Source organism: Bartonella sp. HY406 (assembly GCF_025449315.1).
Taxonomy (GTDB): Bacteria; Pseudomonadota; Alphaproteobacteria; order Rhizobiales; family Rhizobiaceae; genus HY038.
Window position 1 is genome coordinate 879,889 of sequence record NZ_CP104893.1, and the last position, 14,598, is coordinate 894,486.

Annotated in this window: 12 protein-coding genes; 7 read left to right on the forward strand and 5 right to left on the reverse strand. The window is 40.8% G+C overall.

The window, feature by feature from the left end:
* Positions 1-69 precede the first annotated feature (69 nt).
* The 6 genes from N6B01_RS03680 to N6B01_RS03705 are packed head-to-tail and all read left to right on the forward strand — an operon-like array spanning position 70 to position 6,345.
* Complete coding sequence (locus tag N6B01_RS03680) at positions 70-843, forward strand: hypothetical protein (RefSeq protein WP_262079978.1); 774 nt, start codon at positions 70-72, stop codon at positions 841-843.
* Entirely contained in the window at positions 836-2,119 is a 1,284-nt protein-coding gene (locus N6B01_RS03685; protein ID WP_262079979.1) for a hypothetical protein, read from the forward strand. Before N6B01_RS03680 ends, N6B01_RS03685 begins: the two co-directional genes overlap by 8 nt.
* Positions 2,106-3,062: an AAA family ATPase gene (locus N6B01_RS03690; RefSeq protein WP_262079980.1), complete on the forward strand. Its 957-nt coding sequence runs from the start codon at positions 2,106-2,108 to the stop codon at positions 3,060-3,062. Before N6B01_RS03685 ends, N6B01_RS03690 begins: the two co-directional genes overlap by 14 nt.
* On the forward strand, positions 3,063-4,376 hold the full coding sequence (locus N6B01_RS03695) for a DUF58 domain-containing protein (protein WP_262079981.1): 1,314 nt from the start codon (positions 3,063-3,065) through the stop codon (positions 4,374-4,376).
* Positions 4,373-5,464: a stage II sporulation protein M gene (locus tag N6B01_RS03700; protein ID WP_262079982.1), complete on the forward strand. Its 1,092-nt coding sequence runs from the start codon at positions 4,373-4,375 to the stop codon at positions 5,462-5,464. The genes N6B01_RS03695 and N6B01_RS03700 overlap by 4 nt, the downstream gene beginning before the upstream one ends.
* Positions 5,461-6,345: an RDD family protein gene (locus tag N6B01_RS03705; RefSeq protein ID WP_262079984.1), complete on the forward strand. Its 885-nt coding sequence runs from the start codon at positions 5,461-5,463 to the stop codon at positions 6,343-6,345. The genes N6B01_RS03700 and N6B01_RS03705 overlap by 4 nt, the downstream gene beginning before the upstream one ends.
* Positions 6,346-6,536: 191 nt before the next feature.
* On the opposite strand, the gene leuA is transcribed toward N6B01_RS03705, so the two are convergent.
* The 5 genes from leuA to N6B01_RS03730 all read right to left on the reverse strand — a co-directional run bounded on the left by leuA (position 6,537) and on the right by N6B01_RS03730 (position 11,703).
* A complete protein-coding gene (leuA, locus tag N6B01_RS03710; protein ID WP_262079986.1) occupies positions 6,537-8,225 on the reverse strand; it encodes a 2-isopropylmalate synthase in 1,689 nt (562 codons plus the stop codon).
* Positions 8,226-8,517: 292 nt separating this feature from the next.
* Positions 8,518-9,096, reverse strand: a complete 579-nt coding sequence (locus N6B01_RS03715; protein ID WP_262079988.1) for an NUDIX domain-containing protein — start codon at positions 9,094-9,096, stop codon at positions 8,518-8,520.
* A 271-nt stretch (positions 9,097-9,367) separates the two neighbouring features.
* Complete coding sequence (locus tag N6B01_RS03720; RefSeq protein ID WP_262079989.1) at positions 9,368-10,000, reverse strand: ATP-dependent Clp protease proteolytic subunit; 633 nt, start codon at positions 9,998-10,000, stop codon at positions 9,368-9,370.
* 188 nt (positions 10,001-10,188) lie between these two features.
* Positions 10,189-10,683, reverse strand: coding sequence for a DUF805 domain-containing protein (locus N6B01_RS03725; RefSeq protein WP_262079990.1), 495 nt, complete (start codon positions 10,681-10,683; stop codon positions 10,189-10,191).
* A 42-nt stretch (positions 10,684-10,725) separates the two neighbouring features.
* The gene (locus N6B01_RS03730) at positions 10,726-11,703 is read right to left on the reverse strand and encodes an asparaginase (RefSeq protein WP_262079991.1); all 978 of its coding nucleotides are present in this window, start codon (positions 11,701-11,703) and stop codon (positions 10,726-10,728) included.
* Between the two features lie 432 nt (positions 11,704-12,135).
* Between N6B01_RS03730 and N6B01_RS03735 the strand changes: the two genes are divergently transcribed.
* Complete coding sequence (locus N6B01_RS03735; RefSeq protein ID WP_182418983.1) at positions 12,136-14,379, forward strand: RelA/SpoT family protein; 2,244 nt, start codon at positions 12,136-12,138, stop codon at positions 14,377-14,379.
* The last annotated feature ends 219 nt before the right edge of the window (positions 14,380-14,598 follow it).

A 14,598-nucleotide genomic window follows, 5' to 3' on the forward strand; every position in this document is an offset into this window, starting at 1 on the left:
AGTGTCAATAATTATGGTGAATATCCAACTGGACCATATAGTTTACAAGACATATTCGTGTGAATATTAATGATAAAGACTAAAAAGGCATTAGGTTTTCTTATTTTGTGTGTTTTGGTAATTGGTATCACAATTGCCAACGGACAGAATGTTGCCCGTTCACATACTTCTTCTAATCCATCGCAAGGCATAAGTACTGAAAATCAAGTTAATCAACGTCAATATATTGAAGAGTGTGAAAAATATAAATTTGATTGCAAAATAAGTTATGGACATGATGAGATAAAGCATGAAGAACAGCAGACACAATCGCAACCGGCGCAAAAAAGTCGAACAGTAAGCAACCGTTCGTCAACGCCAATTTTAATCGGTCCAACTTCAGTTTTTACTGTTTTGGTGATTATTGTTGTTGTTATTCTGCTTTGGCTACGCTTTGGCGGCTCCGGTGTTTTGTTGAATAATTCCCCTAAAGATATAAAGCCGCAAGGCGAGATACCTGAAAATTGGGGAAATGCAAGCAATATTGTTTCAAGCTCATCGAATGATATTCTATCGGGAGTTTTAGCTATTGATGACAAACGCTTAGCGATGATAGAATTATTGCGGATGTGCCTTTTGCATGGAGCTGGTCTTAGTTCTACACGGCTTGCACGCTCTGACACTGAGCGAACCATCTTTCGCCGTCTTCCCCAATCATTGCCGCAACGTGATGAGTTGGAGCTTTTGTTGAAAACAACGGAACTCGTGCATTATGGTGGGCAAGAAATAACGTCAGACCAATTTGATGAGTTGATCAGCAAAGCCAGAATTTTTTTAAATATAAGGAAGATGGCTAATGCGTAAAATTTTCGTTGTAGTCATTCTCATTGCTTTATTTTTATTGGCTTCATTTTTGTTTACATCACAATGGCGCAATAAGCCTTATGAGCTTTCAGCTTTAGGAAATAAAGGGCTTGAGCTTGTGTTAAAAGCAAAGGATATCCAAACAACAAGCTTTGATAAATATAAAACCTATTTGGACACGCAATTTGATTTTCGTATTCTTTCAACTGATGCAATCATATTTCCATATTTAAATGGTCATTATCAGCTTCCATATTTTACTGATGCGCGCCGTAAGCTAGCGCAAACCTTAAAAAACAAGGTTAATGAATTAGATACAATGGTTGTGTTGCCTAAATGGGATAAAAGAGTAAGCGAAAACCTTAAAGCTGATAATAATTTTTTACTGTTGTTACCCAATGTTAAGTGGGTCATGGACACGCTTGATTATGGTGATATTCGATTAGATCGTTCTTTGAATAGCTTTACGCGAGAAAATATTAAAACAATTAGCGGCCATATGCGAAAAGTTGAGCTTTATGATGCGCAGTTTTTTTTCCGCGGTACTCTTCCTGATGAATGTGAGGAATTGCTTGGCATAAAGGCTGGCGCATTATTAATTCATTGTTCTGGTGATTATTCCGCTTACTTCCTTTCAGATCCTGATTTATTCAATAATCATGGGCTTGCACTTGGTAATAATAGAGACATAGCTGTTGATATGATCAATGATATGTTGGCTGAATTAGATGCAAAGTCCGTTTTTCTCGATGTAAATGAAAGACTATTTCCCAATCAAGCTCACGAAGAGGTTAAGCCACAGCCATATAAACGCGATGCTAGCGATTTTGCTCGCCTTTTTGAATATCCGTTGTCGACTATTTGGGCTGCAATTTTAATGATTACCATCATTTGCCTATGGCGCGGCGCTTTTCGTTTTGGCCCGCCATTAAAAGATGCAAATGACAATATTGAAATATCAAAAACAGCAGCAGTAAGTGCTATGGCAAGATTGCTGCGCCTCTCGGGCAATGATGGACAAATGGTCGCACAATTTGTGCAAAATAGTTTGTTGGATAGGGCGGTACAAGCTTTTGGCGAAAGTGGTGGTAATCAAGCGGGGATTGATCGTTTCATACAACGGCTCGCTCAAAACGATAAAATTTTGGCAGAAAAATTTGCTTCCTTGGCTCGTTCTTTAATGCTGCTTGGACCAATAATGAGACATCACGAGTTACACAAAAATTTAGAAGATTTTCGCGAATTACTAAGGAGAGTAGACCTTGAATCTCGATGAACTCCATAATTTGGTTGCGTCTATACGCGATGAAATCAACAAATATGTGCAGGGGCAAGATGCGCTGATTGATCTTGTGTTGACGGCAATTTTTGCACGGGGGCACTGCCTTGTTGAAGGGCCTCCTGGGACAGCTAAAACCTTGCTTGCGCGTTGTGTTTCAAGTGTTATGGATATGCAATATAGACGTATTCAATTTACGCCAGATTTGATGCCAAGCGATGTGCTTGGTATTAATTTGTTTAATTTTGAAACCAATAAGTTTCATTTGACCAAGGGGCCTATTTTTACAGATATTCTTTTGGCTGATGAAATTAACCGTGCACCGCCAAAAACACAGTCAGCATTATTGCAAGCGATGAATGAACGTGTGGTAACCATTGATGGTAGCGATTATTCGCTTGGTGATAATTTCTTTGTGTTAGCTACCCAAAATCCTATTGAGCAACATGGAACATATCCCCTGCCAGAAGCGCAGCTTGACCGCTTTCTTTTCAAGTTGGTTGTTGATTTTCCAGATCGTGAAACAGAAATTGCAATTTTAACCGCTCATGGCTCTAAAGCTATACATGAAGATACCAATAAACCACAATTAAAACAAATTCTTACTGCCGATCTTATAAAAAGCGCTTATGCCCTTCTTGATAATATTCGGTTGGATGAGACCATTCTTGTTTATATTGTTGACCTTGTTCGTGCTACGCGCTCGGATGGTGATATATTATATGGCGCGTCAACCCGTGCCGCCGATGCTATTGCGTCGGCTGTTCGTGTCCGTGCGGCATTTGAAGGACGCAATTATGCAATTCCAGATGATGTACAAGCTTTGTTTATTCCAGCGCTTCGCCATCGTATTGTGCTTTCACCTGCGGCAGAAATTGACGGGAAAGCAGCCGAAGATGTTCTAACCAATATTATTAACCGTGTGGATGCCCCCCGATAGATGCGCCCTTCAATTCACCTCATCACCCTTGTTTTAGGTCTTACTGTTGCAACTATTATCGTTGCCTTTTGGTTTTCAAGTCTTAGCTGGCTTTTACCTTTTTTCTGGGCAGTCTTAATGGGTGTTTTGGTTATAGATGCGTTGGTATCGCTACCACCAAAGCGTATTGGTTTAATTGCAGATTTACCTAAACAGGGATTTGTTGGGCAAGATATTGAGCTAGTTGCGCAAATTTTTGTGCAAAAAGATGTGTTGCCCAAGGATCTGGTTATGCGCCTTGATCTGCCATTGGTGCTGGTTGGTAAGCCAGAATTTAACCTTGCTTATGAACAAGGAGCAAAGGAAACGGCATCGCGCGCCAAGCTTTTGCCTACCAAACGTGGCGAGTTTAAAATACCTGCTCTTTGGTTGAAGTGGTCGTCAAAATTGTCTTTGCTGGAGTTTCTTATTTCCTTTCCAATCAATAAGACAATAGATATTGTTCTTGATATTTCTCCTGTTTTGTCAGGGGCAATCTATACCCAAATCTATCCTTTAGCCGGTGGACAAAAGGATATGAAAACACGTGGTGATGGTAGTGAATTTCACCAGTTGCGTGAATTTAGTGCGGGCATGGATCCTCGTAGTATTGATTGGAAACGTTCGGCACGAACGAGAAGTCTCATTGTACGCGAAACGCGGATTGAACGAAATCATCAGATCGTCTTATGCATCGATAGTGGGCGCTTAATGGCCGAGCAGTTGGCAACTGTTTCCAAGCTTGATTGTGCTATAAACTCAGCTTTGGCGATGTGTTGGGCATCGGGCATTGCGGGGGATAATGTTGGATTTTATAGTTTTGATAGCAGACCGCGTATTTTTATTCCGCCAGCTCCTGGGCGCAGTGCCTTCAGTCGCATTCAAAAAACATGTGCTCAAATGCAATATGAAACACAGGAAACTAATCATACCCTTGGTCTCACACAATTGGCAACAAAGTTAAAAAAGCGCTCATTAGTGATTATTTTTTCCGATTTTGTTGATACGATAACTGCTGAATTAATGATTGAAAATATGCAGGTTTTGACCCGTCAGCATCTGGTTGTTTATGTAGCAATGAAGGACCCGATTCTTGATAAAATGACGAAGCCAGAGGTTTTAGGATTAGAGCCGATTGCGCGAGCAGTGTCGGCTCATAATATTATTGAAGAACGGCGCGCAGTTTTGGAAAAGTTAAATAGGATGGGGGTGTTGTGTCTTGATAGTGCGCCTGAATTGCTGACGACTAACTTGATATCACGCTATATCGATATTAAATTGCGGGGAATGATATGAGTGAGACTAATTACGGTCATGAATTCACTTTTTCAAGCAATGTTAACCGCGATGATGCAATTATTGTCACGGAGCAGGGTAATTTGCGTTCATCGCGCTTTCGCTTGGAGCGTGAAAAATATTGGCTGCGGCTTGATGAATTGATAAAGCGTGCTGAAAAAAATGGTATTTCAAGCTTTAGCTATCAAGAAACCAATGAACTTAGCGACACCTATCGCCAAGCTGTTAATTCTTTAAGTGTTGCGCGTGACATTTCTCTTGATTTAGCTTTGATTGAGTATTTGGAAAGTCTTTGTTCTCGTGCTTACCTTGTGGTCTATGCACCGCAAGAAAGCTTGCGAGGTGTTATCAGTCGGCTTTTTGTTTCTGGTATTCCCCAAGCCGTAAGGCGTTCAGCCTTGCCTTTATTTGTTGGCTTTTTGGCGCTTATATTGGGAGCGGTGGTTGGTTTCCAGCTTTTTAATCAAGACACATCTTGGTTTTATAGCTTGGTTCCATCCAGCATCTTTGACGATAGAACGCCAGAAGCTAGTGCAGAGCAGCTTCTTAAATCTATTTATAGCGATAAAGAAAATTTTGTTGATAAGTTAACCGATTTTGCTGCAGATTTGTTCTCTCATAATACTCAAATTGCAATATTCATATTTGCATTAGGTATTTTTTTAGCTGTTCCAAGTTTTTTGCTGACATTTTATAATGGTTTAATCCTTGGTGCGTTTTTTGGCATGCATGTGCAAAAGGGAGTAGGCTATGATATTTTTGCTTGGCTTTCTATTCACGGCGTTACGGAACTTGCTGCGATAGCAATTGCTTGTGCTGGCGGTGCGCGCTTGGGATTAGCAGTTTTATTACCGGGATTGCGTACGCGCAAAGATGCATTAAAGCATCAATCACGTGATGCGGTAAAGTTAGTTATTCTTGCAGCTATCATGCTCATAGTTGCTGCCTTTTTAGAAGGATTTATGCGTCAGACGGTCCAGTCTGCAGAATTGCGATTATTAATTGGTTGGGGAATGGGGGGCTTTTGGTTTACTTGGTTATTATTAAGCGGGCGCAAAAAGCCTATAAAAGGCGGTAGTAGGAGATGAGTAAAAAAGAGCGAATTAATCCTCGTCTTTGGAAATTTGTACCACCTGAGGGTGTCCCCATCCATTTTACCATTGCAACAATAGGTAGCCGTTTTGGCGCCCAAGCTATTGATTTATTATTGACGTATGTTTTAATCTTTATCATGTTTTGGGTTTTAATTCTAACCGATGTCATTGGTTGGACGGCAGCATCTACTTTGATAACCTTGACTGCTTTTTTAATACGCACGCCCTATTATATTTTTTCAGAACTTATTTGGAATGGTCGAACTTTAGGCAAAAGATTTTCAAAAATTAGGGTTATCAATATCAATGGACGACGTTTAACACCGCACCAAATCACCGCCCGAAATCTCATGAAAGAAGTCGAGATTTTTACGCCAGTAATATTAATGCTTAATATTGGGCATTTACCAGTCTGGGGCAAAATTCTCACATTAGTTTGGACTGCTATTATTGTTATTGTGCCATTGTCTAATCGCCGCCGTCAAAGGTTAGGGGATATTATTGCAGGAACATTGGTCGTTGAAAATCCGACGTCGGTTTTAATGCCTGATCTTGTAGTAAGCAGTGGTGGTTTAAAAGGTAAAAGCTCTATATTTAGCTTTTTACCCGAGCAATTAGACATTTATGGTCGCCATGAATTGCAAACATTAGAAGCGATTTTGCGCGATGGTAATTTATCGCAAATGGATAGTCAGATAAAATTGGTGGCAAAGACCATTATGCAAAAAATTAATTTTCAAGAAATATTGCAACCTGGGCAAGAACGTCTGTTTCTTACAGAGTTTTATAAAGTGCAACGGGAGCATCTTGAAAAATTGCGTCTATTTGGCACACTACGTGAAAACAAGTTTCATACTACTGAAACCAAAAATTAAAGCCTTTTGTTTTTTTCCTAGAGCGCATTTCGATCTGATTGAATCAGATCAGCGCTCTAATTCATTGTTTACACCGCGGTTTTTGTCCGAACACCGCTTCACACTTTTCGGAAAACGCTTTAATAAAAATATGCCCATTTAAATCTAAAGACTTAAATGGGCATATGATATTTGTACGTTATATGTTGAAGCTATGCAATGCGGTTTGCAGCGGCTAAAATGGCTGCTAGTGAGGCACTTGTAATATTGTCATCAATGGCAACACCAAAGACATGACCATCAGGATAGGCAATCTCCATATAGCAAATGGCGGTTGCATCAGAGCCTTGCTGCATGGAATGCTCAGAATAATCAATAACCGAAAGCTTCTTACCAATATAGTTGGATAGCGCATTGATAAAGCCATCAACAACACCATTGCCTTTGCCTTCGATGCTTTTTACAACGCCATTATCGGTTATATCAGCCGTTACAATGCGGCGGTTGCGATCAACCGGATCTGGGCGGCTTTCATGGTCAATATATCCAAAGCGCGCATTTTCACCTGAGGTATAGGTCTTAATAAACTCATCATAAATACGTTGTGATTGAAGCTCTTTACCCTCAATATCCGTAATTCTTTGAATAACATCACGGAATTCCACTTGTAATTTGCGTGGCAAGTTTAAACCGTAATCTTGATTTAGAATATAAGCAATACCACCTTTGCCCGATTGTGAGTTGATGCGGATAATTGCTTCATAAGAGCGGCCAACATCTTGCGGATCAATTGGCAAATAAGGCACTTCCCAGATCGGCGAATTGGCTGATTTTATTGTTTTCATGCCTTTATTAATGGCATCTTGATGCGAGCCAGAAAAGGCGGTGTAAACCAATTCCCCAACATAAGGGTGGCGTTCAGGAATACGCAATTGGTTGGAATATTCGTAAACTTCCTTCATGCGCTCAATGTTAGAGCAGTCAAGCATTGGGTCAACGCCTTGAGTAAACATATTTAAGGCAAGGGTAACAATATCCACATTGCCAGTACGTTCACCATTACCAAACAAAGTGCCTTCAACGCGGTCTGCGCCAGCCATCAAGCCAAGTTCTGCAGCTGCAATACCGCAACCGCGATCATTATGGGGATGCAATGAAATAATGACACTGTCTCGGCGATCGATATTTCGGCACATCCATTCAATCTGGTCAGCATAAATATTGGGCGAAGACATCTCAACCGTTGATGGCAAGTTCAAAATCATTTTCTTTTCCGGTGTCGGATTAATGATTTCAATAACAGCATTGGATATTTCTAGTGCAACTTCAAGTTCTGTGCCAGTAAAGCTTTCTGGCGAATATTGGAATTGGAAGTCATTGCCAGCTTTTGCCGCCATGTCGCTAATCATTTTTGCAGCATCGGTCGCAATTTGCTTGATGCCAGCAACATCTTTGCCAAAAACAACGCGGCGTTGCAACTCACTAGTTGAGTTATAAAAATGCACAATCGGATGATTGGCACCTTCCAAGGCTTCAAAGGTACGGGTGATTAATTCTGGTCGGCATTGCACTAAGACTTGCATGCTGAGATAGTCTGGCATGTTGCCGTGCTCAATACACCAGCGGGCAAACTCAAAATCAGTTTGCGAGGCTGATGGAAAACCTACTTCAATTTCAGTAAAACCCATATCTACGAGCAAACGGAACATACGTTCTTTGCGATCTTGCCCCATTGGGTCAATCAAAGCCTGATTGCCATCGCGCAAATCAACCGAACACCAAATAGGAGCATGTTCAATTGTTTTGTCAGGCCAAGTACGGTCCTTTAAACCAACTTGTGGATATGCTTGATATTTTTGGTCAGCATTGACCATGCCTTTTTTTGCAGCAGTATAAGTCATAATATCACTCTTCATTACGAACTAATGTTAAAACAGAAAATAATGGAAAAAGAGGCATTTTGCCGTTTTGGCATAAATCGGCTGCCGGGCGCCTCTCAGCGAACCCGACAACCGCTAATAAGGCCGAGTAGAAGTGCATTTGTAATGCTTACTAAAGAAAAGCTGCTGAAATATGCAGTCGCGCAAAGCCCTTGCTTGGCAGCAAAGCTTTTATTTCTGAAAATGGCGCGATCAATTGTTTTCATCTGTTCGATACTACATATTTTATTCAAGCCCGCAAGAGAAAAAGCGACTAACAAAACTTTTGTTTACATAAATTCAAAAGTAGGATTGTTTTTAAATCGATAATTTCTTCATTTTCAACCATGGTTAAAGCTTTTTCTAATGGCATTTCTACCACTTCAATGTCTTCGCCTTCACTATAAAGGCCGCCGCCTGCACCAATGCGGTCGCCTGCATCATAGGTAGCAATAAAAAGATATAATTCTTCTGATGAGTAGCCTGGGCTAGAAAAGCCACGTCCAATTCGGGTGAGTTGATGGAAACGATAGCCTAGTTCTTCTTCGCCTTCACGCATAATGGCTATTTCCGGCGTTTCCCCTTCATCAATAATGCCAGCGCAAGCTTCCAACATCATTGGGTTTTCGCCATTCAAAAAGGCTGGAAAACGCAGCTGACGGGTCAATAGAACAGTTTGCCTGATAGGATCATAGGGGACAATGGCACTCGCGGGACCACGGCAATAAACCTCACGTTTTTGTTCGCTCCATTCACCGCTGCGGCGTTGGAACTCAAAATCAAAGCAGGATAATCTGGTCCATCCGGCTGATAGAATTTTTTCTGCAATGTTGCGGATTCTATTAAATTCCATGACAGGTACTCCAGTTACAACGCATCTCATTTAGTTTCGCACATCAAGCCACTATATGCTAGTTAAATTAATTTAAGCAGGTTATCTCTATAGGTTAACCCACTGAATATTTGTCTTTTTTATGACGGCAATACAAAATTAGTCGCTTTGTGAAAACCATTTTAAATGCTGGTAGCCCGTATTTATATTTAATGTTGCACATGCACCAATAAAAAAACCTGCTAGATGCAAAGCACATAGCAGGTTTAAAAATATAACAAAATTTAGAGACTTATTTTTGGCTGCTGCTAGGAGCTGCCCCAAGATCTGCCCCAAGATCTGACATTGTGCTAATGGCGCGCGAAACAATGCCATATTCCATAGCTTCTTCCACAGTCATCCAATGGTCGCGGTCAATATCAGCGCGCACCCGTTCAACTGGTTGTCCAGTTTCGCGTGAGATGATTTTAGCCAAACGCTCGCGCATACGTAAAATTTCACGAGCTTGAATTTCTACATCGGTTGCTGAGCCGCCAATGCCGCCTGATGGCTCATGTATAAGAAAACGCGTATTTTCAAGGCACAAACGACGTTCTTTTGGAACAGCTAAGAAAATATGGGTACCAGCACTTGCAACCCAGCCTGAACCAATCATGGTAACTGGGGCTGGAATAAATTTAACCATATCATGAATAAGATCGCCAGATTCTACATGGCCACCTGGTGAGGACACAACGACATAGATAGGATCTGAAGATTCCTGCGCAAGCCCGATAAGCTGCGCCACAACATTCTTGGCCATTTTGTCATCAATTCCGCCGATGATGAAAACGAAGCGTGAGCGAAATAGATTTTCTTCCATACGTCCTGCAAGCGGCTTAGCTGCATTTTCGTCTTTTGTTTCTTTTGTCTTTTCATCGCTCATAAGCGGGTTCCTTATACTTTAACAAGCATTTCAAGGTTAAATTGAAATGCGTAATCTTTATTGCAATTTGAACTCTTTCACAATGTGGCAAAAAGTTTTTATTGATTCGATGCTATATTATCGTTTTGTAACGATTATGGCGAGGCATCCAATGCGAAAACTTATTTGTTAGCTTTCATAAAATTATGTTACGCAAATATATCAGCATTCGTATTTGGTCTTAATGGATCTGGACCATATTTATTGCTACCCATAGTGCCTGTAAACATCAATATAACGTGTAAAATAATCATTGCTATGGCAAATAATCCTTTTAACATTTTGTATGTAAGTGGATCTGGTTCCGCAAATAGTTCGTAATAGGGTAAGCTTGCTTGGATGATAATAATGATCGACCATAATCCAGACATATTTCTATCGTGCAAGCGGCGAGATGTTACTGCCAAGAATGGTATAACAAGTATGAGATCAAGAGTAATACAGAAGGCATAAAAACGTATCAGGGTGGAGAATAACACTGGTCCTAAACTTGTTTCTACTAGTTTTGGTATTCCCCATATTAATATCCTTGAGAGTATCAAATAACTAAGACGAAACCACCAAAATTCAGCCCGTGAAGCACGACCAGAAAAATTGGCATATTTTTTGATGAATGTTATATAATTTGCTTCTAAAAATCCCATGAGCTTACCGTTGTTCTTGAGTGTTTTAAAGTATCTCAAAGTCTATTGCGCGTCAAAATAATGTTGAATAGTCGCATATGTGGCACCTGCACCTATCAAGCATGCAAGTGCAATGCGTGATTTTACACCTGATAAAGAGCCTGAAAAAATCGCACCTGCTTTAGCGAGTGAGACGCCACCACTATCTCCGCCGTAAATGGGCATTGTGCGCCCTTCAATACAACGAGAGGATATGATAACCGGAATTTTTTTGTCAGTTAAGACCTTGATTGCTGCCGCAAATCCATCAGGCGCATTGCCAAGGCCAAAGGCTTCAAGTACAATACCTTTTACACCTTGGCTTGCTGAAAAGGTTAGGTAATCTGGGCTGACACCCATGGCTAGTTTCATAAAACCAATATTATCTTCAATTCTTGTTGTTGCGATAGGGCGGCGCATCAGGGGTTTACGCCATATGCTCACCTTGCCAAATTCAATAGAGCCGATTTTACCAAAGCTGCTTGAGCGAAAACTATCAACGCGATAGGTATGGGTTTTGCTCACTTCGCGTGCGGCATGCAAATCATGCTCAAAGGCAATTAATGTCCCAAGATTTTGTGTTTCATCACTTTGAGCGGCAATAATTGCTTCGACAATATTACGTGGTCCATCACTATCACTTTCGCTAGCATTGCGCTGTGCACCAGTAAAAATGACTGGCTTATTTGACTGTACAATAAGATCGCTTAAAAAAGCGCTTTCTTCCATTGTGTCGGTGCCATGAGTTACAACAACTCCGTCACAATCAGCCTGTTGCAAGGTTTCGTTAATTTGCTTGGCTAGCGAGAAGGCGAGGGGCAAAGTGAATGCCGCACTATCCATTGTACAAAAATCGTCAACTGTTAGTCGGATATTTGGTAATCGGTCTTTAATCGTTGCAATAAGATTATTGCCTTTTATTCCAGCAACGACACCATCAGAATTTTTATTTTTGGTGGACGCAATCGTGCCGCCTGTTGTTATAATTTTGATATGTTTCATTGCATTGCCCTATTTTATTTTTTGACTGTTAGCAGAATTAATTATTCAAAACTGTGTATATCTGTAGAAAACACAATTGTCATTTTATCATTCCTGATCTTATCGATAATTTTCATTTGCTGGGGTTTATAAGGCAATATTAATTAAACTTATATGAGGTTGTTTTTTCATTTTTTAAAAGCTTTGGTTTCACTTTTATTGAAAAGACAAGTGATATGGATTGAAAGAGCAATTAACTTATCAATTTATACAATGATGTTAATTTTAAACTTTATTGTTATTGCTTAATCTAGAATTGTTTTATAATTTTGAAAATTACAGTAATTTTAATTGAAATACCGCAATTTTTCTTTATATGCTATTGTAATATAATATTTTTCAATAAAATAGCTGTAATGATAGACCACCCAAAAGAATCAGGAGACTATGCCCATGATGCGTCAATATGAGCTTGTTGAGCGCGTACAGCGGTACAAGCCGGACGTCAACGAGGCATTGCTAAATAAAGCCTATATTTACGCCATGCAAAAGCATGGAGCACAAAAACGTGCAACAGGTGAAGCCTATTTTTCTCATCCCTTAGAAGTTGCTGCAATTTTAACTGATATGCGCCTTGATGAGGCAACTATTGCCGTTGCGCTTCTTCATGACACTATTGAAGATACAACTGCGACACGCGCAGAAATAGATCAACTTTTTGGGCCAGAAATTGGCAAATTGGTTGAAGGGCTTACCAAGCTAAAAAAGCTTGATCTTGTTTCTAAAAAAGCCATTCAAGCGGAAAATTTGCGTAAATTATTGATTGCAATTTCTGAAGATGTGCGGGTTCTGTTGGTAAAGCTTGCAGATCGTTTGCATAATATGCGCACATTGGATGTTATGCGCGATGATAAACGCCGCCGTATCGCAGAAGAAACCATGGATATTTATGCGCCGCTTGCTGGCCGCATGGGTATGCAAGATATGCGTGAAGAGCTTGAAGAGCTCGCTTTTCGCTATATTAATCCTGAAGGTTGGCGCGCGGTCAAAGATCGTTTGGCAGAGTTGCAAGAGCGTAATGCCGATATTTTAACCACCATTGAAGATGAGTTGTCTTTCCTCTTTGCTGAAAATGGTATTGATGCAAAAGTAAAAAGTCGGCAGAAAAAAGCCTATTCGGTTTTTAAAAAAATGGAAACCAAGGCTTTATCTTTTGAGCAATTATCAGATATTTACGGCTTCCGTGTTATGGTGCATAAGGTGGCAGATTGCTATCGCTCCTTAGGTGTTATCCATACTACATGGCCAATGGTGCCGGGGCGGTTTAAAGATTATATTTCTATTCCAAAACAAAATGATTACCGTTCAATCCATACCACGATTGTTGGGCCATCGCGCCAACGTGTAGAGTTGCAAATTCGCACCTATGAGATGGATGAAATCGCTGAATTTGGTGTTGCTGCGCACTCTATATATAAAGATCGTGGTTCAGCCAATAGTCCACAAAATTTGACGGGTGAAACCAATGCTTATGCATGGTTACGCCAAACTATTCAATCTCTGTCGGAAGGCGATAATCCAGAAGAATTTTTGGAACATACCAAGCTTGAACTTTTTCAAGATCAGGTTTTCTGTTTCACGCCAAAAGGGCGGCTTATCGCTTTACCACGCGGTGCAACGCCGATTGATTTTGCTTATGCCGTGCATACCAATGTTGGCGATTCTTGCGTGGGCGTTAAGATTAACGGTCGTATCATGCCGTTGATGACCGTTTTAAAAAATGGTGATGAAGTGGAAATTATCCGCTCTAAAGCGCAAGTGCCGCCAGCTGCTTGGGAATCTATGGTGGTCACTGGTAAAGCGCGCGCGGCTATTCGCCGTGCAACTCGCGTTGCTGTACGTAAACAATATTCAGGATTAGGTACGAGAATATTAGAACGTAGCTTTGAGCGTGCAGGAAAAAAATTTAATAAGGATGAGTTAAAGCCAGTGCTTTCGCGCCTTGCTCGCAAGGACATTGATGATGTTTTGGCCTCGGTTGGCCGTGGTGAATTACCATCAAGCGATGTTATCAAGGCGGTTTATCCTGATTATCAAGATAGCCGCGCAACAACAAAAAGCAAAGCAAAGCCGGGCGAAGAAGGTTGGTTTAATATCCAAAATGCATCCGGTATGATTTTCAAAGTACCGGGAAGCGAAAAGACTGCTGGCGATTCAGATGATCGAGAGGGGGATGAACTTCAGCGGCCGCCATTGCCTATTCGTGGTATTCATGGTGACGTGCCGGTGCGGTTTTCGCCAGAGGGCGCAGTGCCCGGTGATCGGATTGTCGGTATTTTACAGCCGGGCGCAGGCATTGTTATCTATCCGATCCAATCGCCAGCGCTTACTGCCTATGATGATCAGCCTGAGCGTTGGATTGATGTGCGCTGGGATATTGATGCAGCAATGACTGAGCGTTTTCCTGCTCGTGTTAGTGTTTTAGCAATTAACTCGCCAGGCTCCTTAGCAGAAGTGGCGCAAGTTGTGGCTAAAAATGATGCGAATATTCAAAACTTATCGATGGTGCGGACTGCGCCAGATTTTACCGAGATTATTATTGATCTTGAAGTTTGGGATTTAAAACATTTAACCAAGATTATTTCGCAATTGAAGGAAGAAAACATGGTTAGCGGTGCAAAACGCGTTAATGCGTGATGCAAAACCAATGTGATGCTTGAACATAAATTAGCATCACGTTAATAACGCTATTAAATATGGCTCATAATGGGCTTATCGATTGTTGCGGCTAATCGGTTTTGTTTTTGCATTTTGATGTTGTGCGTTAGCAAAGATGTTAAAATGTAATGGTTTAAAGAAATGCGTTTCACTATTCATTTTTTGCATGGTATCTGAAATTTGATATCAGTTTGTAAA